The sequence below is a fragment of the Moritella sp. PE36 genome (assembly GCF_000170855.1).
GTDB lineage: Bacteria > Pseudomonadota > Gammaproteobacteria > Enterobacterales > Moritellaceae > Moritella.
In genome coordinates, this window is sequence record NZ_ABCQ01000065.1 from 1 (window position 1) to 21,500 (window position 21,500).

A 21,500-nucleotide genomic window follows, 5' to 3' on the forward strand; every position below is an offset into this window, starting at 1 on the left:
ACTTCTCGACGCTTTCTGCATTAGCGACTCTTGCTTATGATGGCCGACGTGAAACCTTTTTTAAGAAAGAATTTTTTGCGGCATTAAAAATTATTGATGAAGGTCATATTACCTCCGAAAATATGAAAGGCTCTTGGGCTGGCGCGATGGGTCAGGTTCAGTTCATGCCAACATCCTTTAATGCATATGCTGTCGATTATAATAACGACGGTAAAAAAGATATTTGGAACAGCAGAGCTGACGCACTGGCTTCTGCTGCAAATTATCTTAAACAAGCAAACTGGGACGATACTTATACTTGGGGCCGACAAGTAACACTGCCAAAAGACTATGATGCTAATATTTCAGGATTAAAACTGACCAAGACGCTACCAGAATGGCAAGCGTTAGGGATAAGAACATTTGAAGGTAAATCATTACCAAACGTTGTTCTTGATGCGTCACTGATCATGCCCGATGGTGAAAATGGTCGTATCTATTTAGCTTACAACAATTATAAAAGCATAATGCGTTGGAATCGTTCAGATTATTTTGCAACATCCGTCGCACACTTATCAGATGCTATCAAATTCAGGGACTGAAATGATTGATTCTCTTTATGAACACCAAAGCATAGATAATAAGCAACTCGCACTGCCAGTTGGTAAAGTTGTTTGTATCGGTCGTAACTACCTTGATCACATCCGTGAACTTGGTAATGACGTACCCGAGCAAGCATTACTTTTTATTAAACCTTCAACCTCATTAGTTGCGCTCGATAAGCCGTTGCCACTTCCGGTTGATTTAGGGGAGTGCCACAATGAGTTAGAAGTAGCGCTATTAATTAAGTCACCAATAACGAAAGGAACGTCAATTGTGCTTTCTGAGTTAATCTGGGGAGTTGGTTTAGGGCTTGATCTTACTTTACGTGATTTACAATCATCGCTTAAAGGCCAAGGACATCCTTGGGAAAGGGCAAAAGCGTTTGATAATGCTTGTCCGGTGACTCCGTTTATCCCACTTGCAGAGTTTGGAGATGTGAATAACCTTGATTTCACGTTGTCCGTCAATGATCAGCTAAGGCAGCAGGGATGTACTGCTAATATGATGCGTTCTATTGAGTCATTGCTGACTGAGATTACGGCATGTTTTACCTTGTTACCCGGTGATATTGTATTAACAGGCACGCCCGCAGGGGTAGGGGTACTTAATTCAGGCGATAAGCTTGCATTAACACTTACAAACCGTTATAAATTCGGCTGCGAGTTCATTTAGAGATTAATTACATGGTAGAAAAATTTTGGCAGACTAAAACACTCGCTAAAATGACAGATTCAGAGTGGGAATCACTCTGTGATGGATGTGGTAAGTGTTGTTTACATAAGATCATTGAAGATGAATCAGAAGAAATTCATTTTACCAATGTCGCTTGCGAATTATTAAACACTAAAACCTGTCGCTGTAAAAAATATGAAAAGCGATTTAAGTACGTTTCTGATTGTTTTAAAGTCACACTAGATGATATTGATGCATTCCATTGGCTACCAGAAACATGTGCTTACAAGCGTCTTTTAGAAGGGCGTGACATACCTGAATGGCATCCATTACTCACGGGGAGTCAATCAGAGATGCATAAGTTAGGTTATTCGATTCGTGGTAAAGCGGTTGCCGAATCACAAGCTGGTGATTTAGAAGACCATATCATCATGTTTAAATTATAATCGTCACGAAGCCAAATTAAAGGGGCTTAATTACCCCCTTTAATTTGGCTGTGTTTTAACGCCTATTAGCTAATTTGACATTAACTACTTTAGACCATCATGCAGATGTTTTTAACATAGCTAAAAACATCTTACTTTAAATTTAACACTTAGACGGTCCATAATCTAAGCATTAAACTTCAATGATTTCTTAGCACGCTAGTTTAATTAAGAGCTTCTAACAAATCACTAATCTTTTCGATCTGTATTATCTTAGCGCCACTGCTTTCCATCGACTTATGATAGTTCGCTTTAGGGATATATATCACTTCAAAACCGTGTTTGATCGCTTCGTTTACACGAGGAACACCACCATTAATTGGTCTAACTTCACCACTCAGTGATATCTCCCCCATAAAACAATGTTTACGAGACATTTCTATATCATTCAGTGAACTAATAAGTGACGCGGCAATGGCCAAATCAGCACTCGTGTCTGTTTCAGGTAATTTTAAACCGCCGACCAAGTTAACATAAATATCATGGAAGAGTTTAATCCGACCGTGTTTACGTAGAACGGCTGTTATCATCTTCAAACGGTTGAAACTAAGACCAATACTGACACGTTGTTGATTTTCAGCTTCACATTCCGAAACTAAGCACTGTACTTCAAGCAACAAATTACGATTGCCATCACGTATGCAAGTAATCGCAGAGCCTGCTACTTTCTCGTCAGCGCCAGACAGGAACAATTTACTTGGATTATCAACAGACAGCATGCCTTTACTGTGCATTTGGAAAATACCAACTTGGTCAACATCACCAAAACGGTTTTTACTCGCGCGAATAGTACGAATAATACTGTCGTTAACTTCAATGTGGAGTAGGGTATCAACGATATGTTCAAGTGTTTTAGGACCGGCTAAGTCACTGCCTTTTGTCACATGGCCAACAATGATTAGCGTGATGCCATGTTGTTTAGCAAATCGACTGAGCTCTTGTGCACAGCCTTTCACTTGGCTGACAGAACCGGCACTACCATTACAATGTTCACTTTCTAGCGCTTGAATAGAATCGATAATTAAAAATTTAACTTTTGATTCGAGTGCGCGTTCCATAATATTCGAAATGATATATTCAGACATGAGAAGCAAGTTGTCTTCAATAAAATCAATTTTCAGACGTTCTATCGCGCGGCTTTTGAACTGTTCTAAGCTTTCTTCCGCAGTGCAGTACATTGAAACCATCTGCTTACTAATATTTGCAGCGAGCTGTGTCAATATTGTCGTTTTTCCTGCACCAGGATCACCAGAAATTAACACAATAGAGCCTACTGTAAGGCCATTACCAAGCACACGGTCTAATTCACCAATTTGGGTATTAATTTTGTTCAATTCGACATGCGATACTTCTGACATCTTTTTAACAGTATTGCCGATTGTACCGGCGTAACCACCTTGAGATGCAATGGTTCGTTGTTGGCTAGGTAATGTTGCTTCTTTGAATTCAGCTAATGTATTCCATGCTTTACAAGCGTTACACTGGCCTTGCCAACGAAGGGCGGTAGCGCCACATTCGGAACAGAGGAAACTTATTTTTATTTTTGGAGTTTTGGCCATGACTTAACTATAAAAAAATACTCATGCCATAATAATAGCATGAGTATCTGGATGTATATACAGTTATTAAGGTAGCTTGATGATATTACAAACTCTTTTTCGCAGGTAATACGGCATTGGCTAAGATCATGCCAGCGAGGATTGCAATGAAGATCATAAATACAAAACCGCTATCATTAATGTTATTGATTATCTCATGACCTGAGATATAGGTATTTAAGTCCATATAAGTACGGCTACCAGGCACTAACAATACAATGCCTTGAATTAATACAATCGATGCGGGTCTGTTTTTAATAATGGCATAGATATTACTAAAAAGACCAACAGTAAACGAACCCACAAAAGTACCCAGTGTAAATCCTAAATATTGTGCGGCAAAGGTACTGACAACATATGCAATTAGGCCCGCCGCAATACCCCAGATCATATCTGATTTGTGAACATTGAAGGCAACAACAAGTCCTGTTGAGAGCGCAACAACTGCAATATAGTTTTTCCAGTCAGGTAACGAGTAACTCATATCTAACATCTGTGGATCGATTGCCCATATCAGATTACCTAATGTAATACCAAGTAATGCACCGAAATAAAGTTTGAACAACAACATTGTTGCATCGACTAATTTTGATGTACCAGATACCAGATCTTTATTTACGATTTCACTTAATGCTACTGTGAGAGCAAGTCCGGGAATGAAAATAATAACCGAAGATAAAATCACAAAAGGCACATTGATGTTTATACCGAGGCTTGCGATGAAACAGGCTAGGATAGCGGAAATAAACGGAGCAAAAAACTCCACAATTGACGCTAAACGGACAGAATGAGCTGATAATTTATATAATACAAACACCAGGAACGAAAACAAGAACGAACTGATGATATCTAAACTCGACGATGACAACAGCATCGCAAACGCACCGCCTGTTACACACCAGCCTAGTGCTTCTGTTTTAATGCCATAAAAACTCGGTTGTTGTTTTGCTTCAATCAATAATTCGATAGCTTCATCGAGAGTCACCTGTGAATCAACAACTTTTTCGACGATTTCGTCAATAACAGCCAATTTCCCAAGGTCATTTCCAGAGGGCTGAACACGTGCAATATGTGTGCGTTGATCATCTGGATTACTCGAAAAGATGAAGGTAAAAGCCGTGGGTGTCACAAGGAAACTTGCTTCAATATTCCAGAATTTTGCCAAATTCAATAAATGGTTTTCAATTCTGTAACTCGTCGCACCACAACGATGTAATGCAAGGCCAAGTTTAATAATAAAGTTTATTTGCAGTTTATGGGTTTGACTGGGCATAGTTATATTCTGGAAAGTACTAAAGGACGCCTATTTTAGTTCTATTTAAGTTAATTTGTTAGCTAAATTGTTGGATATTTTTAATTTAATTGAAATTTGTTAATTCATTGTTAATCAAAAAGTTATTTTAACAGTGCGAGCTAGCTTATGGATCTAAAACTTTGGAATGTATCTTCTAATTTACCTCGATAATATGTTAGTAACGAAATTTATATTGTATTAACGGCTTCAAAAGGGTTTTTTATGTCTAAAGTAATTACTGCAGCAAAACAAGTATGGTCTGCCAAAGATCAAATCACACGTAATATCTGGTTAGCAGGTTTAGGTGCCTATGATAAAGGTTATGAATCTGCATCTAACACTATGACTAAAAGCCATTCTATATTTGACGAACTCGTCGAACGTGGCCGCAAGTTAGAGGCTGATACGACACAGACTATCTCGTCTCAAAAAGAAAAATTAGCAACGGCTAGTCAAAATGCAACGAATGCTTTACAAGGTAAAGTGCAAAGTGCAGTTTCAAATTTAACGCATATTGATGCTAATACTTTCGATAACATCATTGATAAAATTGAACAAATTGAAATCGCACTTGCTGATGCTAAAACAGAACAAAAAAATGCAACGGCTACAGAGATTGAAGCTGTACAAGACATAATTGAAAAGGTCGAGCTAGCTGTAACAAATAAAGCTGCCACAGTAACGGCTGAAATCACTGCCGTAGTTGAAAAAGTGACAGAGGCAGTGACTGGAATCACAACTCAAGTTACACCCGTTAGCGTTAAACCTGCAGTAACAGAAGTAGTTGAAAAAGTGACGGAGGCAGTGACTAAAATCACAACTCAAGTTACTCCCGTTATCGTTAAACCAGTAGTAACAGAAGTAGTTGAAAAAGTTGCCGTAGTTAAACAGCATACAAAAAAAGTAACTAATCGCCGTGTTAAAAAAAATGTAGCTAAAAAGAAATAATAATATAAAAATAGTTATTTCGGTAGTAATAGCCACAAGCCTTTTACTGCCGATTTAATGCTTAGAGTACACGTCCCGTCTTTCATTATTCTTGCGCCTTAAATAACACCTAGTCACATAACTAGTTGTTATCATTTGAATAGTAAGTTTTAAATCCGTATCACATTACACAAATAAATTATCTCAAACGGTTATTTCATCGTGCTACAAAAGCACAATAATGGTATGGTTAATACAAGTTTTATAACAAAGAGAAGTTAAATGTTTGACACCTATAACAACATAGTCATCCTCACCGGTTCCGGTATTTCAGCTGAATCAGGGATTGAAACATTCCGTGCAAGTGATGGTTTATGGGCTAAGCATCACATTGATGACATAGCCACTCTGGAAGGTTACCGTAGAGATCCTGAGTTAGTTTATAGTTTCTATAATCAAAGATTTAATCAATTGTCTTTGCCCAGCATTCAACCGAATGATGCGCATGTAGCTCTCGCAGAATTGCAAAAAAATTATTCAGGTAATGTCACTATTGTTACTCAGAATATTGATAATTTACATGAGCGAGGCGGAGCAAACGACATAATTCATATGCATGGCGAGTTAGTCAAAGCGCGCTGTGAAAAAACACAAAAATTATTCCCATACAAGCAGTTAAATAAATCATTGAAATGTCCATGCTGTAAAGAACAAGGTAACCTTCGTCCACACGTGGTTTGGTTTAATGAAATGCCGTTATTTATGAACGATATTTACAAATCACTCAGCAAAGCTGATTTGTTTATCGCAATTGGTACATCAGGATCTGTTTATCCAGCGGCTGATTTTGTTAATGAAGCCAATAAAGTATGTGCACACACAATTGAAATAAACCTTGATGCGACTCATATCTCGGATAACTTTAGAGAGCATCGCGTGGGAAAAGCAACAGATGAAGTGAGAGAATTGGTAGAAGAGTTAATGGCTCGCGATAAACAGTTCTTCTAAACGAACTATTGTAATCTTATATTATGGATAATAAAAAGGTGCATCTTCTATGCACCTTTTTAATATCCAACACTCACCGTTAATTAGCGGCTAACCTTATAGGTTTTGTGCTTTTAATTTTTCGTAATAACGTTCGTATATAATATTCGCTTCGCCAACATCAGAATGGAACTCACCGTTTGCAATTGTTTCTGCATCTGGAAATACGATCTTATTTTCAGTAAACTCTTTTGGTAACAATTTTTTAGCGGCCTTGTTAGGCGTTGGATAACCAATCTCTAAAGCAACTTCAGCAGCAACTTCAGGTCGTAGCAAGAAGTCGATAAGTTTATGTACTGCGTCAACGTTCTTCGCATTCTTAGGAATGGCTAAGCTGTCCATCCAAAATACAGCCCCTTCTTTTGGGTAAACCATGGTTATGTCACTGTCTTCTTGTTGCGCCATGTAGGTGCTGCCATTCCAAATCATACCAAGTTCAACTTCACCTGCAATATATGGATTAGCCGGTGTATCAGAGTTAAATACAAGTACGTTTGGCATTAGTTTTTTTAATAGCTCATAGGCTTGTGCTAATTCTTCTTCGTTTTGTGTATTAGCTGAATGACCTTGTATTTTTAGTGCCATATGGAATATTTCACGAGCGTCATCGGTTAATAATAACTGACCTTCCCATTTAGGATCCCATAAGTCTGTCCAACTTGTTATCGATGTTAATTCAATATTTGCTGTATTCACACCAATACCCGTCGCGCCCCAGATATACGGAATACTATAACGATTGCCTAAATCGTATTCTTTGTTTAACAAAGACGGCTCGAGGTTATCAAAATTAGTTAGCTTCTTATGATCTATTTCCTGAAGCATGCCTTCTTTTGTCATTTTGCTAATGAAATAAGTTGAAGGTACCACCAAGTCATAGCCATTCTTATCATACGTTTTTAATTTCGCGTACATAGACTCGTTTGATTCATACGTTGAGTAAACCACTTTGATACCGGTCTCCTCTGTAAATCGAGATAACAGACCTGGTGGAATATATTCAGACCAGTTATAAAAATTAATTGTTGTTGCGTAAGCTGAGCTACTAAAAAGTAGGGCAGTGGCTATACACTTTAAGGTCGATTTAAACATAGTAATTTGACTTCTTCTTTGTATTTAATAGTAAATGACAGCAGCACAAGGCTGCATAATAAGTAAAATCGATTCTAGTGAATCTACTTTTCACTTTTATTAACAAGGCCTGCGGCAACAACAAACGAAATTGATATCAAAATCATGACCGTCGCTAATGCATTAACCTCTGGCGAAACGCCAACTTTAACCATTGAATATATCTTTAATGGCAGTACTTCAAAACTAGGGCCCGTCACGAATGAACTCACAATTACATCATCAAGTGATAAGGTAAATGATAATAACCAACTGGCAATGATTGCTGGCTTCGCAATGGGTAAAATAATACGTCTAAAAATGGTTGCTTCGCTTGCACCTAAATCTTTACCGGCGTCTAATATCGCGTTATCAAAATTACTTAAACGACTGTAAACTGTGATCACAACAAACGGGATGCAAAAGGTGATGTGAGCGATAAGTAAGGTAACAAAACCAAGGTCTAAACCAAGGATAATAAATAAAGCTAACAATGAAATCGCCATCACAATATCGGGAGACATCATCACCACAAAGAGTAGCCCAGATATAAACTTTTTCCCTTTAAACTGATGTTTAAATAAAGCCACAGCACCCAACGTACCAATAACGACAGCAATGGATGATGCAAAAACAGCGATGGTGATCGAGTTAAATGCCGCTTGGAGTAATGTATCGTTGTTCCAGAGTAGCTCGTACCACTTTGTCGTAAACCCCTTCCATTTTAAGCCGTATTTAGAGCCATTAAACGAATTTCCGATCAAAATAAAGATAGGAGTATACAAGTAGATATATACGAATAATAACAAGACTTTGGAAATATGACGTTTAAGCATTGTTACCTCTGTTTTTAATCGATTTACCTACCTTATAATAGAAAAATAGTAACCCAGCCATGAACACCGTTAAGGTGATACTCGCGGCAGAACCAAACGGCCAATCCCGAATATTCAAAAATTGTGTTTTTATAATATTACCAATCAGTAAATTTTTAGCTCCACCGACCAGATCGGCAATATAAAACATTCCCATCGCAGGTAAAAATACCAATAGCATACCAGCGATAATTCCCGGCATAGTCAAAGGTAATTCCACTTTTAAAAAAGTAGTAAACTTGGATGCACCAAGATCTTTTGCGGCTTCAATCAAGTTTTTATCTATTTTTTCAATACTCGAGTACAAAGGTAAAATCATAAATGGCAGTAATATATACACCAAGGCAAAAATGACGGCAAATTCGGTGTACATAAGCTTTAGCGGTTTATCAATAATATGTAAATTGAGTAAGAAAGCGTTGAGTAGACCCTTTTTGGCTAATAAGATCTTAATGCCGTATGTTCTAATTAATGAATTGGTCCAAAACGGTACAATAATTAAGAACAACAACACGGGTCTTATTTTTTTCGGTAATTGGGCTATCGTATAAGCAAAAGGGTAGCCAATAATTAAGCAGACAAACGTTGCTATACTCGCCATGTATACAGAATGACGTAATACTTTAAAATACAAGGGATCAAATAAACGCACATAGTTGTCTAGCGTAAATGTTAAACTAATTAAGTTTGCATCATCACGAGTTAAAAAACTGGTGACGATAATCATTAAATTAGGCACTAAGACGAAGACGCTCAACCAAACAAGTAACAGTCCAATAGAGAAACGTTTAAAAAGCGACGAATTATTCATTTGTTAAGATAACCTCCCAGCTTTCAACCCAAGAAACTGCCACTTTTTGTCCGAGACTATGGTCAAAATCTGGATCATCTTCGTCAAAGAATTCACTGATTTGTACTCTTTCACCCGAATCTAAGCGGATAACCGAATCCAGTGTCATTCCTTTATAATTTCGTTCGACAATATGTCCCGTAATCTGTGCCGACGTCGCTTTAGCGTCTATTTCTTTAATTCTGAGATCTTCAGGGCGTAACAAAATGTTGACTTTCTGATCGAGCTCTAACGATAATTCAGTTGAAATCGTATACTGGCAGCCATGCACATTGGCGATGTATTTATTTTCACCTAGGCATGATTCAATAACGCCAGGGAAGATATTAATTTCACCAATAAACTTAGCCACGAATAAATTAATCGGCGTTTCATAAATTTCTCGTGGCGTACCAATTTGTGCAACATTCCCGTTGTTCATTACAATAATACGATCAGACATTGTTAATGCTTCTTCTTGATCGTGCGTAACGAATATAAACGTAATGTTTAACTTTCGTTGCAACATTTTAAGCTCGTTCTGCATTTCTTTACGAAGCTTATAATCTAATGCGCTTAACGATTCATCCAATAACAGTACTTTGGGCTGGTTAATCACAGCGCGTGCAATTGCAACACGTTGCTGTTGACCACCTGAAAGCTGACTTGGCTGGCGATCTTTAAAATCAGTTAACTTGACGATAGCGAGAATATCGTCAACACGTCGTGTAATTTCAGCTTCCGCAATTTTTTTCATGCGCAAACCAAAGGCTATATTTTCAAACACAGTCATGTGAGGGAACAGAGCATAGCCTTGAAATACAGTATTTGTATTACGTTTTTCGGCGGGTACATGAGTAATGCATTTATTTTCGAGATATACATCACCACTGTCTAGCGTTTCTAAACCTGCAAGCACACGTAATACGGTTGTTTTACCACAACCTGAAGGGCCTAAAATGGTAACGAATTCGCCATCGTAAATATCTAATGTTAAGTCATTAATAATAAGTTTGTTATCAAATGACTTTTTTGCGTTAGCAAGTCTAATGATTGAGTTCTGATTTTTATTAAGCATCAATAAACCTAAATGATAAGAAGTACATCTAATCTAATAAGATGAACAATTTGCGTGAATTCTAATGCTATAGTTCACAGAAATGAAGCATAAATTTGCACTTCAATAAAAATAATGAATATAAAACACGTTCAGGTCATTTTTAAAACTTTAAAAGTAAATAAAGGCGGAATATGTACTCTAATTTATGGCCGATATTAGGTATAATCAAACTCATATAACTTTTCGTTTTAGTTAGCCCTTTACTTATTTATTAAGGATCAGATCATGTTCAATAACCATTTCATTAAAGTGGTGCTTCTTTCAAGTCTCCTTGTCCCTTCTTTAAGCGCCCAAGAATTAGTCGTTGGTTATGATGGTTTCTATAATCGAATAAAAAATAGTAAAAAAGAACAATACGTTAATACCAAAATCGGTGTTTTTCTTAATAATAGTCAGACTGGTAAACATTGCCAGATTGAAAACGCATTTATTAATTTCGAAGGCGCGATTACGGATGTCGAAATTGGTGCTGACTCTGAGCTGCTGCTGCCATTCGATAAAGACTTACGTGACAATAAAGCAAAACTGCACGTGAATGTGACGGATATAGCGTCTTGTGACGCTACGTTTCAAATTATGACAACAGAAAATAACACTGCTGAATATTCAACGTTATCTTTAGTGAAGCAAATTGAAGAGTTTGATTTGTTTTTAGGTAATATGGCAGGTTACTTTGGCCGAATGAATTTACCAGCAACGGTGGGTGTACAGTTTATTTTTGATGAGACTGTAGATGCTTACACTAGCAATGGCCATTTATTTAAAAGTGGCAAACAAATTTCATTATCGCAGGACGAAATCATTCGCGATAAGATTGCTGGAATAAAATTCAGTAAACAACCGCTACGCATTGTTCCGCTAACTGAAATTTGATTGACTCTTAATTAGAGAATAAAAAAAGCACTGCATTAACGCAGTGCTTTTCTATTTCAATTTAAAATTCTATCTTTATTCTTAACTTCTGCCGTTTTTATAATTCAACGATAGTAACCATTTCAGTTGGATCGAAATTCTCAACACCTGACTTAGATTGCGCAGTCGGTATCATATCAATTTCATTATCAAACGCAGTATCGAATTCTGTTAATTCATCAGCACGTTCTAGATCCATGTTCACAAAATCAAACGCTTTAAGATCGGCAAGGTGACTTGGTACAATGTTACGGATCGAGTTGAAACAATTATTTACTCGGCCAGGATTTGTTTCATCCCATTGTGCTAACATTTTTTTGACGGCTTGGCGTTGTAGATTTTCTTGTGAACCACAAAGGTTACAAGGAATAATCGGGAATGCTTTAAATGCTGAATAAGCTTTAATATCGGCTTCGCGGCAATATGCCAGTGGGCGAATAACAATGTTACGTTTATCATCCGAAATCAGTTTTGGCGGCATTGTTTTCATTTTGGCACCATGAAACATATTCAAGAATAATGTCTCAACAATATCGTCAGCATGATGGCCAAGTGCAAGTTTGGTCGCGCGCAGTTCAACAGCTGCGTTATAAAGAATACCACGACGCAAACGAGAACAAAGACTACACGTTGTTTTTCCTTCTGGGATCTTGTCTTTAACGATGCTGTAAGTATCTTTCTGAACAATCTTGTATTCAATACCCAGATTTTCAAGGTAGCGGGGCAGAATATCTTCAGGGAAACCCGGTTGCTTTTGATCCAAGTTAACCGCAATAATATCAAAACTGATTGGTGCAGCTGCTTTTAATTGAAGCAGAATGTCTAGCATTGTGTAACTGTCAGCACCACCAGATAAACAAACCATGACTCTGTCACCATCTTCAATCATATTATAATCAATGATTGCTTTACCTGTTTCATGGCGCAATTTTTTGTTCAGTTTAGCAAATTGTTTTTTTTCTAAAACGGTAAGATTTTCAGGATTCATTGGGACACTCAGGATAAATATTGCTGTAAGCAGCGCAGTATACCCAAGCAAGCCTGAAAAGCAAGTTCCGGAGCAAGGGCATAGCGTTAGCTTAAATTTGTAAACGAATATTCGTGAATTATTTTAATGCCAAAAGGTCGCAGTTAATTGAATCAATCACCATTTCAGCCGTATTGCCAATGAGGAAAGCAGAAAACCCATTACGCGTTGGTGCGCCGAGAATAACTAATTCGGCATCGACTTCTTGAACAATGTCAGCGATAACATCTTCAGGAGCCCCTGATTGTATATGCACATTTTCTTTAGCGACGTTAAATTTTTCCGCATGTTTATACATGGCCGTTTTGTGGTGATCTTCTATTTCTTGATTATAGGCAACAGCATCAAAATTGGGAATTTCTATTGAGATATGCTCAGGGGTACTTGGGTATGCGTTAACTAAATGTATATTTGCATTCAACAATTCTTTTAACTGCATTGCTTCTTGTGTGATCCGTTCGTTAATTGAATAATCATCTTCTGAACTTAAGCTCGTGCTTTCAAGCACCTGAATTGCCGCGACAATATTACCATCGATTGGCCACTCATGATCTTTTACTAATAACACAGGACAAAGACTTTTACGTAATAAATGCCAATCCGTTGGCGTAAACACTACAGCACTTAATTTATTATGAGCGTGAGTGCTTTTAACAATTAAATCATGATTATTCAGCTTCGCTTCTTCTAATATTGATTCGAATGGACGCTTATGCCAAATCAGCTTTAACTTGATATTTATACCTGGATAATCTTGTTCTAGTTGTCTGGTAAATGATTTCTTCTCTTCGAAAACAATCGCGTCTTGCATAGACTGACGTTCATCACTCGAAAAAAGAGAGGTTAACTCATAAGAAAGGTCGTAGATAACAAGGAGAAGAGAAATAGAAACATTATCTTGTTGAGAAGCAAGATACAAAGCACGGGATAATGCGATTTGTGGTGTGTTTACGGGATCTGCAACCACTAGAATATTTTTGTATTTATTCATAAGACACCTTGATAACAAATTGAATATAGATTAAGTATATGTTTATTATATCGATTATACATAATCAACAATTTTACTTACCTAACTATATCCCAATTTGTGATAGATGCCATAAATGCGCTGCTTTTTTGTTAAGCCCGTGAGTTAACATTTTGATTCAAGGGCGGTTAACTAAGGTGACTCGCTTAAGCTTCTTTTTTACCTGCAAGTACTGCAAGACTTTCACGATCGATAATGCTGATGTACTTGCCCTTTACTTCAATCATTTCGCTTGTTTGAAAACGACCGAGTAAGCGACTAATGGTTTCAACAGTAAGGCCTAAATAATTGCCAATATCACCACGCGTCATGGTTAAACGGAATTCTTTAGCTGAGAAGCCACGTTCAGAGAAACGCACCGAAAGATTATTTAAGAAAGCAGCGAGACGCTGTTCAGCATTCTTCTTACTTAACAATAAAATCATTTCTTGGTCTGCCGCGATCTCGCCACTCATTAAGCGCATCACTTGACGACGTAACATCGGCATTTTACCAATCAGATCATCTAGGGTGTCATACGGGATTTCACATACCATCGATGTTTCAAGTGCTTGTGAAAAACTTGGGTGCACACCAGTGCTTAATGCATCAAAGCCGATTAAGTCACCGGCTAGGTGGAAGCCTGTGATTTGTTCATCACCTTGCTCAGTAATTGTATATGATTTAACAGAACCTGAACGGATGGCATAAAGTGCTTTAACTTTATCACCGGCTTTAAAAATTTCGTCATTTTTTTGAAAAGGCTTTTTGCGTTCAATAATTTGGTCGAGTGAATCTAGTTCCGAATCATTCAAAGAATATGGTATGCAAAGTTGGCTGATGCTGCAGTTCTGACAGTGGATTTCACTCTTCAAAGCAGTAGTTCGTGTTGGTATCTTCTTATCTAAGGCCATAATTCCAATAAACTCTTTTGATATATGTCAATATTGTAGCAAATTTAAATACCAGAAGCACTTAATTGTACTAAAGCTATGTAAATAACATGTAAACCGAATAGAACCAGCAATAAACCACTAAACTTTTTAAACTTTGAGTTCTGAATTAACTTGTTGAATTTACTTGATAATCTACCAACCAAGAACATAATTGGGAAGGTGCCTAAGCCGAATGCGAACATAATTAATGCAGAGTTTAATGTTGACCCGCTAGATAAAGCCAGTGTTAATGCCGAATAGACTAAACCACAGGGTAACCAACCCCATAAAAAGCCCAAAGGATAGGCATGATAAGGTGTTTTTAATGGTAAAAATCGGCGTGCAAGAGGCTGAATGTAGCGCCAGACTAAACGACCTACTTTTTCGAGTTGGAGAATCGCTGAATTGAGTTGTGCAATGTATAAACCAATCAGTATTAATGTAATACCCGAAACAAAGCGTAAGATCAGTAAAAAATCATAACCAGCGCCAAAGTTTAATCCAATTTGCGCAGTGAAACCGACGATAGCACCGATCAGTGTATAACTACTGATTCGTCCTAAATTATAAAAAAGCGGGGCGAGGGTATTAGCGTCAGTCGTTTGTTTGCTGGCATGTGCAATAGCGCCAGAAATACCGCCACACATAGCAATACAATGACCAGCACCTAATATCCCGATCATAAATGCCGCAATTAGACTACTTATCATGTTTGGTTACAGATTTAACAACAGGTGATTCGTTATTATTATCGTCAAACAAGATATTACTGCCTTCACGTTCTAAATCTTCGAATTGATCTGACTTAACAGCCCAAAAGAAGATAGCAACGGCAATAGCAACGAAAATCATCGCTATCGGAATTAACATAAAAATAATTTCCATTACTTCAACAACCTTAATGAATTACCAATAACGAGTAGTGAACTAAGTGACATACCAATCACTGCAATGTACGGAGGTACACTCCCTGAGATTGCTAACGGTAAAATTAATGAATTATACCCAAGCGCCCACATTAAGTTTTGTTTGATTATTTTATATGTTTTTGTCGCAGTAGCCAGCATATATTTCATTGCGATAAAATCTGTACTTAATAACACCACGTCAGCACTATTTTTAGCTAAATCAGAACCTTCGCCCATGGCAACAGATACTGTCGCAGCACTGAGCACTGGTGCATCGTTAACCCCATCGCCAACCATCAGCATTAATTGGCCTTGTGCTTGTTGTTGATTGATGTAGGCCAGTTTACTTTCAGGTGATTGGCTTGTTTTCTTATTGGTAATTGCCAAGCCTTCGGTTACTTTATCGGTATTGTTTTCATTGTCGCCAGTGAGTAGCGTAACCGTTAAGCCTGATTCAGCGATATAATCTAAAGTCGTCGCAACATTATCACGCATCTCATCTTGAATATAAAAACGTGCGATCAGTTGACTGTTCTTTGTTAAATAAACAACGATGTCTTTACCATCGGATTCTGTGCTGATGTGTTGTGTAAATTTAGCAGAGCCAATTTTATAACTATCATCACCAATCAATCCTGAAATACCTAAACCAATGTGATTTTCTGTTTTATCAAATTGAATTTTATCTCTGTTTGATTTAAACGCAGACGCAATGGGATGCGTTGAATGCTGTTCTAATGACACTGCAGTACGTAACAATTCATCCTCTGACATTCCACTGTCCGATGTTATCTTAGTAAGGGTGAATACACCTTTGGTTAACGTACCCGTTTTATCAAATGCGATTTCATTAACTTTGGTGAGCGATTCAAGTACGTGCTCTTTACGGATTAAAATACCACGTTGTGATAAAAAGCTCGTTGCACAGGTTAATGCCGTTGGCGTCGCCAGTGATAATGCGCAAGGGCAGGTTGCAACAAGGACAGACAAGGTGATCCAAAATGCTTTGTCTGGATCATGACCTAACCAGAACAAGTAAGTACCAGCGGATATGATTAATAACGCGAGAACAAAATAACGTGATATTTTATCGGCCAAAACAGCAATCTGCGGCTTTGATGACTGTGCTGTATTTTGTAAGCGAATAATTTCTGAAATCAAATTGTGCTTGTGTGTTTTAGTCACACATATCGTAATTGTTTGTTCGACATTGAGACTACCTGTATACACATCACTATCAACTGATTTAACGATAGGTAAAAATTCACCGGTAAGCATCGATTCATCCACACTTGTTTCGCCATTCATAATAATGCCGTCACAGGGGATTACTTCGCCACTTTTAACAATAACGTAATCATTAACATTAAGTTGTTTAGTGGGAATCAGTTGTTCGCTGTTATCTTCACTTACACGTAACGCCATGTTAGGAACAAGCTTTGCCATGTTGGCACTGAGTTCTGATGTTTTCTTTCGGGCCCTTAACTCTAAATAGCGGCCAAATAATAAGAAAAAAGTGAACATTGAAATTGATTCAAAATAAACTTCACCAGTGCCTGTCATTGTTGCATAAGCAGAGGCTGTATAAGCGCCGAGCAACGCGATCGACACAGGTACATCCATACCAAGCGTTCGGGTGCGTAAATTACGCAGCGCGTTAGAATAGAAAGGTTGTGCGGAATAAAGCAGTACTGGTGTGGCAACAATTAAACTTACCCAACGGAAAAGTTGGCGGTACATTTCTTCCATATCGCCAAACCAAGTAGAGTAGAGTGCAACAGCAAACATCATCACTTGCATTGTCGCTAATCCAGCTAAACCCAAGCGTCTGAAATAAGATTTAAGTTGCTTGGTGTACATCAGTTCATGCTGGTCGGCTTGAAAAGGCGATGCACTGTAACCTAAGTTATTAATTTGTTTTAATATATCACTGAGTTTGACTTGTTCAGCAATCCATTTAATCGATATACGATTACTTGTCGCATTGACGTTAATGAAATGGATACCTTTGGTACTGCGAAAGCTTCTTTCAATTAACCAAGCACAGGCAGCACAACTAAGGCCTTCTACCGTAAGGGTGATCTCTTTGATCTCACCGTCTTGATAAACAAATTCATCTTGAATTTCATTATCATCATATATTTCTAATCGTAATAATTCATCCGGTACTAATTGCTTTGCTGTCGGTGATAAATCAGTTCTGTGTGCATAATACGAACTCAAACCAGAACCGACGATCATTTCTGCGACTGACATACACCCTGGACAACACATTTCACGTTCTTCAGGTGCGATGTACACTTTATATTTATTTTTATCTGCAGCTAAAACACCTTCGCCACAGTGATAACAATTAGTACCGTTTGACATTAATCTTGCTCGCCGTCTAACTTAATTACTGAGGTATTTGGATATTTAACGTATTCTTGAATGCGCCATTTACCATCAAAAGATTCTACCCGCACACGCCATTTACCTTTTAGCATATCGCCTGGCATTTCTACGCGGTAACTTCCGTCACCCGACGCTGTTGCCAACACTGAAATATCATGTTTTGCTAACGTCACGTGGAAGAATGAAATATTAAGCGCTTCATTTTCTACCATGTCACCTGTTGCTGGTGTAAACACGGCAAATCCATCGTCAAATTTTAGGTCGAAGGTAATATTTCGCGCCAAAGCGGTGTGGTATTTGGTTAAGTCTTGGTTAATTTTTTTACCATCTTTATAGTAATCATCTGAAACCATATCTGGCTGATTATTTTGAAAGATAAAGAAAGTAGTAGTACCAGCAACCACAGACAATACAGGGAAGAAAATGACGAACCAGAACCAAGGTTCTTTATACCAATAAGATTTCATTGTGAACTCCAAGAAGGGAAAGGTGAAACTTAACAAAGTTATAGCCAAAAAAAAAGCTCCATTCAGTAAATGGAGCTTTAAATTACTACTATTACGTTACTTTACACTTAAACTGTAAACATAACCGCTTAATAGCATTACTTTATCTTCGCCTAGGATATCACCCCATGCTGGCATTACACCGTTACGACCATAACTAATAGTTTGTTCGATAGCTTTACGTGAGCCACCGTATAACCAAGTTTTGTCCGTAAGGTTTGGTGCGCCAAGCATAGTCATACCTTTAGCATCTGCGCCGTGACAAGCTGAACAAGTTTGAAGGAATACTTCTTTACCTGCTGCTTCTTCACGTGCATTTACTTTACGGCCTGATAAACCAACAACATAGGTTGTTACTTGGTCTACTTTCTCATCACCTAATACAGGTAACCAACCGGGCATCACACCAGCTCGACCATGCATGATAGTCGTTTTGATATCAGCAGTTGAGCCACCGTATAACCAATCACCATCAGTTAGGTTAGGGAAGCCTTTCGCACCACGTGCAGAAGAACCATGACACTGAGAACAATTTTGTAAGAATAGGCGTTGACCTACTTTTACTGCTTCTTTGTCCTTCGCGATGTCAGCAATTTCACGGTATTCAGTAAAGTTGCTTTCTTCTGTTTTAACCAGTTTGTTAAATACCGCAGCATATTTTTCGTCTGCAGATTCAATTTCACGCTGATACTCGTTAGCACTAGTCCAACCAAGTAAACCTTTGTAGCTGCCTAGACCTGGGTAAAGTGCGAAATAGATAAAACCACCAATACAAGTGAAAATAAATAAGTATTTCCACCATTTTGGTAATGGGTTATTTAACTCTTCGATGCCATCGAAAGAGTGACCCATTGATTCGCCTTCTTTAACGCCAGTATCGTTTTTATCACACATCCAAAGTAGACCTAGGCAAGCAAAAATAGTACCTAGTGTGATCACTGTGATCCAAATACTCCAAAAAGTACTCATAATCATAAACTCCTAAATATGAGCAGATTTATCTTTCTGCTCTCCATTAAGTGAATCACTGTGGACTTTTTCATCAGCAAATACTAAATTAGCAGCTTCATTAAACGCACTTTTTTGACGTTTGCTGTAAGCCCAAACAGTAATACTGATCATAATGGCCATTAGTATAAGGGTATAAACCCCTTGATATGTACCGTAATCCATAAGTTATCCCCTTATTTTAATGCATGACCTAATGATTGTAGATATGCAACCAAAGCGTCTAGTTCAGTGTGACCTTTTACTGCTGCTTCTGCACCAGCAATATCGGCATCTGTGTAAGGAACATCAAAGTAGTCTTTAAAGATACTAAGTTTCGCCGCAGATTCTGAACCGTCTAATACATTTTCAGCTAACCAAGGGAAAGCAGGCATGTTTGACTCAGGAACAACACTACGTGGATCAAGTAAATGCGCACGATGCCAATCATCAGAATAACGACCACCAACACGCGCTAGATCAGGACCAGTACGTTTAGAACCCCATAAGAACGGATGTTCCCATACAGATTCACCAGCAACAGAATATGCACCATAGCGCTCTGTTTCTGCACGGAATGGACGGATCATTTGGCTATGACAAACGGCACAGTTCTCACGGATATAAATATCACGACCTTCCATCTCTAACGCCGTATAAGGACGTAGAGTGTCAAGTGGTTCAGTAGTATCTTTTTGCCAGAACAATGGTGTAATCTCAACCATCGCACCAAAGCTGATAGCAATGACGATGAAGATCGCTAATAAACCAACGTTCTTTTCAATTAATTCATGTTTCATAACTATCTCCTAACTATGCAGCTTCAGCGTCAGCTTTGATTGAGTGATCTGCTGCAGACATTGTTTTAAAGACGTTATACGCCATTAATAACATACCTGTAACAAAGAACACACCACCAAGGAAGCGTACGAAGTAGAATGGATATGAAGCTTGTAGTGACTCAACAAAGCTGTACGTTAATGTACCGTCAGCATTTACCGCTCTCCACATCAGACCTTGCATTACACCCGAGATCCACATTGAAACAATATAAAGAACCGTACCAACAGTTGCTAACCAGAAGTGAACGTTGATCAGCTTGATGCTGTACATACGACCTTGGTTAAACAATACAGGGATTAAGTGATAGATAGCACCGATAGATACCATTGCAACCCAACCTAGTGCTCCTGAGTGTACGTGACCAATAGTCCAGTCAGTGTAATGCGATAATGCGTTTACACTCTTAATTGCCATCATTGGTCCTTCGAACGTAGACATACCATAGAAAGACAGAGATACAATTAGGAAACGTAAGATAGGATCATAGCGTAGTTTATGCCATGCGCCTGAAAGCGTCATTATACCGTTGATCATACCACCCCATGAAGGCGCGAATAGGATTAACGACATTACCATACCAACTGTTTGAGTCCAATCAGGTAGTGCTGTGTAATGAAGGTGGTGAGGACCAGCCCAGATGTATAACGATATTAATGCCCAGAAGTGAACAATAGATAAACGATATGAGTAAACAGGACGATTCGCTTGCTTAGGCACGAAGTAATACATCATACCAAGGAAACCAGCTGTTAGCAGGAAGCCAACGGCATTATGTCCATACCACCACTGAACCATTGCATATGAGCTGGTAACTAAGCTTACCCAACGGGTTACACTAAAATATTTATAAAAAACAGTTGGCTATGATGTCTTTATTTTTAGTTTGAAAGCCAACGAAAATTAAGTCATATCAAGGTATTATATTTATAGATAACACGGAGTCATGAATTTTAATGCAATAGGTGGACTAAAATATGCGTATTTCATCTGCAATTTGTTAATTAATTGCGCTATCATAGAGTAGGGTTAAAGCTCTACTTACTTAATTTAAGTCTAAACTTGAGCCAATATCCGTCAATTATTGTTTTATTTCGCCGATATTAAATTATTAGTATAAAATTGATAGATGTACCTCAGGGTTGCGATTAAGCATAGTTTATTTCACTTTTTATCATTTAATTTGTACAGCAGCAAGAGGGAATATGACAGAGAATAATACGATGCAAAGAAATCTTCCTAGGCAGGAAAGAAGCCTTGAAAGAGTAAAACAAATTATTGACTCCGCGGCCGCCTTATTTGATGAAATCGGGATTGCGAATGCGACCCCTTCTGATATTGCTAAAGCATCGGGTTTAACCAGAACATCTTTGTACCGCTACTTCCCTAATAAAGCATCAATTATCCGTGCATTGGCTGAACGTCATCTCCAAGCATTGGAAT

At 38.0% G+C, this 21,500-nt stretch carries 23 protein-coding genes and 1 pseudogene; 7 read left to right on the plus strand and 17 right to left on the minus strand.

Translation table 11 applies throughout. From position 1 onward, the window contains the following. The 3 genes from PE36_RS21005 to PE36_RS21015 form a co-directional block, all read left to right on the plus strand. Window positions 1-581: lytic transglycosylase domain-containing protein (locus tag PE36_RS21005; protein WP_006034114.1), on the plus strand; the 581-nt coding region annotated here is incomplete at its 5' end. A 1-nt stretch (window position 582) separates the two neighbouring features. Then, window positions 583-1,254, plus strand: a complete 672-nt coding sequence (locus tag PE36_RS21010; RefSeq protein WP_043994939.1) for a fumarylacetoacetate hydrolase family protein — start codon at window positions 583-585, stop codon at window positions 1,252-1,254. Window positions 1,255-1,265: 11 nt separating this feature from the next. Further along, window positions 1,266-1,700, plus strand: a complete 435-nt coding sequence (locus PE36_RS21015) for a YcgN family cysteine cluster protein (protein WP_006034116.1) — start codon at window positions 1,266-1,268, stop codon at window positions 1,698-1,700. A 203-nt stretch (window positions 1,701-1,903) separates the two neighbouring features. Here PE36_RS21015 and radA read toward each other — a convergent pair whose 3' ends face one another. Both radA and PE36_RS21025 read right to left on the minus strand, forming a co-directional pair. Then, window positions 1,904-3,298 carry a DNA repair protein RadA gene (radA, locus tag PE36_RS21020; protein ID WP_006034117.1) on the minus strand — a complete coding sequence of 465 codons (1,395 nt, stop codon included), beginning with the start codon at window positions 3,296-3,298 and terminating at the stop codon, window positions 1,904-1,906. Window positions 3,299-3,383: 85 nt separating this feature from the next. Continuing rightward, entirely contained in the window at window positions 3,384-4,610 is a 1,227-nt protein-coding gene (locus PE36_RS21025; protein WP_006034118.1) for a threonine/serine exporter ThrE family protein, read from the minus strand. 243 nt (window positions 4,611-4,853) lie between these two features. Between PE36_RS21025 and PE36_RS21030 the strand changes: the two genes are divergently transcribed. Both PE36_RS21030 and cobB read left to right on the plus strand, forming a co-directional pair. Further along, the gene (locus tag PE36_RS21030; RefSeq protein WP_006034119.1) at window positions 4,854-5,579 is read left to right on the plus strand and encodes a phasin family protein; all 726 of its coding nucleotides are present in this window, start codon (window positions 4,854-4,856) and stop codon (window positions 5,577-5,579) included. A gap of 261 nt (window positions 5,580-5,840) precedes the next feature. Then, complete coding sequence (cobB, locus tag PE36_RS21035) at window positions 5,841-6,566, plus strand: Sir2 family NAD+-dependent deacetylase (protein ID WP_006034120.1); 726 nt, start codon at window positions 5,841-5,843, stop codon at window positions 6,564-6,566. 96 nt (window positions 6,567-6,662) lie between these two features. On the opposite strand, the gene PE36_RS21040 is transcribed toward cobB, so the two are convergent. From PE36_RS21040 to potA, 4 genes are all read right to left on the minus strand, one after another. Continuing rightward, the gene (locus PE36_RS21040) at window positions 6,663-7,697 is read right to left on the minus strand and encodes an extracellular solute-binding protein (protein ID WP_006034121.1); all 1,035 of its coding nucleotides are present in this window, start codon (window positions 7,695-7,697) and stop codon (window positions 6,663-6,665) included. A gap of 83 nt (window positions 7,698-7,780) precedes the next feature. Then, on the minus strand, window positions 7,781-8,551 hold the full coding sequence (potC, locus tag PE36_RS21045; protein ID WP_006034122.1) for a spermidine/putrescine ABC transporter permease PotC: 771 nt from the start codon (window positions 8,549-8,551) through the stop codon (window positions 7,781-7,783). Beyond that, window positions 8,544-9,401 (minus strand): spermidine/putrescine ABC transporter permease PotB, encoded by an 858-nt coding sequence (potB, locus tag PE36_RS21050; protein WP_006034123.1) that lies wholly within the window; start codon window positions 9,399-9,401, stop codon window positions 8,544-8,546. The genes potC and potB overlap by 8 nt, the downstream gene beginning before the upstream one ends. Beyond that, window positions 9,394-10,497 (minus strand): spermidine/putrescine ABC transporter ATP-binding protein PotA, encoded by a 1,104-nt coding sequence (potA, locus tag PE36_RS21055; protein WP_006034124.1) that lies wholly within the window; start codon window positions 10,495-10,497, stop codon window positions 9,394-9,396. The genes potB and potA overlap by 8 nt, the downstream gene beginning before the upstream one ends. Window positions 10,498-10,764: 267 nt before the next feature. Here potA and PE36_RS21060 point away from each other — a divergent pair, with 267 nt between their 5' ends. Further along, window positions 10,765-11,412 (plus strand): DUF2987 domain-containing protein, encoded by a 648-nt coding sequence (locus tag PE36_RS21060; RefSeq protein WP_006034125.1) that lies wholly within the window; start codon window positions 10,765-10,767, stop codon window positions 11,410-11,412. A gap of 97 nt (window positions 11,413-11,509) precedes the next feature. Here PE36_RS21060 and ttcA read toward each other — a convergent pair whose 3' ends face one another. The 11 genes and pseudogenes from ttcA to PE36_RS21115 form a co-directional block, all read right to left on the minus strand. Then, on the minus strand, window positions 11,510-12,439 hold the full coding sequence (gene ttcA, locus PE36_RS21065) for a tRNA 2-thiocytidine(32) synthetase TtcA (protein ID WP_006034126.1): 930 nt from the start codon (window positions 12,437-12,439) through the stop codon (window positions 11,510-11,512). Window positions 12,440-12,557: 118 nt separating this feature from the next. Then, window positions 12,558-13,469 carry a universal stress protein UspE gene (gene uspE / locus PE36_RS21070; protein WP_006034127.1) on the minus strand — a complete coding sequence of 304 codons (912 nt, stop codon included), beginning with the start codon at window positions 13,467-13,469 and terminating at the stop codon, window positions 12,558-12,560. A 185-nt stretch (window positions 13,470-13,654) separates the two neighbouring features. Next, on the minus strand, window positions 13,655-14,401 hold the full coding sequence (locus PE36_RS21075) for an FNR family transcription factor (RefSeq protein WP_043994940.1): 747 nt from the start codon (window positions 14,399-14,401) through the stop codon (window positions 13,655-13,657). A 44-nt stretch (window positions 14,402-14,445) separates the two neighbouring features. Continuing rightward, window positions 14,446-15,132 (minus strand): sulfite exporter TauE/SafE family protein, encoded by a 687-nt coding sequence (locus tag PE36_RS21080; RefSeq protein ID WP_006034129.1) that lies wholly within the window; start codon window positions 15,130-15,132, stop codon window positions 14,446-14,448. Further along, window positions 15,122-15,307, minus strand: coding sequence for a cbb3-type cytochrome oxidase assembly protein CcoS (ccoS, locus tag PE36_RS21085; protein WP_006034130.1), 186 nt, complete (start codon window positions 15,305-15,307; stop codon window positions 15,122-15,124). The genes PE36_RS21080 and ccoS overlap by 11 nt, the downstream gene beginning before the upstream one ends. Then, window positions 15,307-17,700 carry a heavy metal translocating P-type ATPase gene (locus PE36_RS21090; protein ID WP_006034131.1) on the minus strand — a complete coding sequence of 798 codons (2,394 nt, stop codon included), beginning with the start codon at window positions 17,698-17,700 and terminating at the stop codon, window positions 15,307-15,309. The genes ccoS and PE36_RS21090 overlap by 1 nt, the downstream gene beginning before the upstream one ends. Next, complete coding sequence (locus PE36_RS21095) at window positions 17,700-18,191, minus strand: FixH family protein (protein WP_006034132.1); 492 nt, start codon at window positions 18,189-18,191, stop codon at window positions 17,700-17,702. The genes PE36_RS21090 and PE36_RS21095 overlap by 1 nt, the downstream gene beginning before the upstream one ends. Window positions 18,192-18,287: 96 nt before the next feature. Further along, window positions 18,288-19,199 (minus strand): cytochrome-c oxidase, cbb3-type subunit III, encoded by a 912-nt coding sequence (ccoP, locus tag PE36_RS21100; protein ID WP_198138640.1) that lies wholly within the window; start codon window positions 19,197-19,199, stop codon window positions 18,288-18,290. A gap of 12 nt (window positions 19,200-19,211) precedes the next feature. Further along, the gene (locus tag PE36_RS21105; RefSeq protein ID WP_006034134.1) at window positions 19,212-19,403 is read right to left on the minus strand and encodes a CcoQ/FixQ family Cbb3-type cytochrome c oxidase assembly chaperone; all 192 of its coding nucleotides are present in this window, start codon (window positions 19,401-19,403) and stop codon (window positions 19,212-19,214) included. Window positions 19,404-19,414: 11 nt separating this feature from the next. Beyond that, window positions 19,415-20,017 carry a cytochrome-c oxidase, cbb3-type subunit II gene (gene ccoO, locus PE36_RS21110; RefSeq protein WP_006034135.1) on the minus strand — a complete coding sequence of 201 codons (603 nt, stop codon included), beginning with the start codon at window positions 20,015-20,017 and terminating at the stop codon, window positions 19,415-19,417. A 13-nt stretch (window positions 20,018-20,030) separates the two neighbouring features. After that, a pseudogene (locus PE36_RS21115) lies at window positions 20,031-20,858 on the minus strand (cbb3-type cytochrome c oxidase subunit I); the annotation flags it as partial. A 404-nt stretch (window positions 20,859-21,262) separates the two neighbouring features. On the opposite strand from PE36_RS21115, the gene PE36_RS21120 reads away from it, so the two are divergent. After that, a partial coding sequence (locus PE36_RS21120; protein ID WP_006034137.1) for a TetR/AcrR family transcriptional regulator occupies window positions 21,263-21,500 on the plus strand: 238 nt, incomplete at its 3' end.

Excerpts from the sequence above, each read along its gene's own strand:
- PE36_RS21010 (WP_043994939.1), top strand. The coding sequence starts at position 583 with ATGATTGATTCTCTTTATGAACACCAAAGCATAGATAATAAGCAACTC.
- PE36_RS21015 (WP_006034116.1), top strand. The coding sequence starts at position 1,266 with ATGGTAGAAAAATTTTGGCAGACTAAAACACTCGCTAAAATGACAGAT.
- radA (WP_006034117.1), bottom strand. The coding sequence starts at position 3,298 with ATGGCCAAAACTCCAAAAATAAAAATAAGTTTCCTCTGTTCCGAATGT.
- PE36_RS21025 (WP_006034118.1), bottom strand. The coding sequence starts at position 4,610 with ATGCCCAGTCAAACCCATAAACTGCAAATAAACTTTATTATTAAACTT.
- PE36_RS21030 (WP_006034119.1), top strand. The coding sequence starts at position 4,854 with ATGTCTAAAGTAATTACTGCAGCAAAACAAGTATGGTCTGCCAAAGAT.
- cobB (WP_006034120.1), top strand. The coding sequence starts at position 5,841 with ATGTTTGACACCTATAACAACATAGTCATCCTCACCGGTTCCGGTATT.
- PE36_RS21040 (WP_006034121.1), bottom strand. The coding sequence starts at position 7,697 with ATGTTTAAATCGACCTTAAAGTGTATAGCCACTGCCCTACTTTTTAGT.
- potC (WP_006034122.1), bottom strand. The coding sequence starts at position 8,551 with ATGCTTAAACGTCATATTTCCAAAGTCTTGTTATTATTCGTATATATC.
- potB (WP_006034123.1), bottom strand. The coding sequence starts at position 9,401 with ATGAATAATTCGTCGCTTTTTAAACGTTTCTCTATTGGACTGTTACTT.
- potA (WP_006034124.1), bottom strand. The coding sequence starts at position 10,497 with ATGCTTAATAAAAATCAGAACTCAATCATTAGACTTGCTAACGCAAAA.
- PE36_RS21060 (WP_006034125.1), top strand. The coding sequence starts at position 10,765 with ATGTTCAATAACCATTTCATTAAAGTGGTGCTTCTTTCAAGTCTCCTT.
- ttcA (WP_006034126.1), bottom strand. The coding sequence starts at position 12,439 with ATGAATCCTGAAAATCTTACCGTTTTAGAAAAAAAACAATTTGCTAAA.
- uspE (WP_006034127.1), bottom strand. The coding sequence starts at position 13,469 with ATGAATAAATACAAAAATATTCTAGTGGTTGCAGATCCCGTAAACACA.
- PE36_RS21075 (WP_043994940.1), bottom strand. The coding sequence starts at position 14,401 with ATGGCCTTAGATAAGAAGATACCAACACGAACTACTGCTTTGAAGAGT.
- PE36_RS21080 (WP_006034129.1), bottom strand. The coding sequence starts at position 15,132 with ATGATAAGTAGTCTAATTGCGGCATTTATGATCGGGATATTAGGTGCT.
- ccoS (WP_006034130.1), bottom strand. The coding sequence starts at position 15,307 with ATGGAAATTATTTTTATGTTAATTCCGATAGCGATGATTTTCGTTGCT.
- PE36_RS21090 (WP_006034131.1), bottom strand. The coding sequence starts at position 17,700 with ATGTCAAACGGTACTAATTGTTATCACTGTGGCGAAGGTGTTTTAGCT.
- PE36_RS21095 (WP_006034132.1), bottom strand. The coding sequence starts at position 18,191 with ATGAAATCTTATTGGTATAAAGAACCTTGGTTCTGGTTCGTCATTTTC.
- ccoP (WP_198138640.1), bottom strand. The coding sequence starts at position 19,199 with ATGAGTACTTTTTGGAGTATTTGGATCACAGTGATCACACTAGGTACT.
- PE36_RS21105 (WP_006034134.1), bottom strand. The coding sequence starts at position 19,403 with ATGGATTACGGTACATATCAAGGGGTTTATACCCTTATACTAATGGCC.
- ccoO (WP_006034135.1), bottom strand. The coding sequence starts at position 20,017 with ATGAAACATGAATTAATTGAAAAGAACGTTGGTTTATTAGCGATCTTC.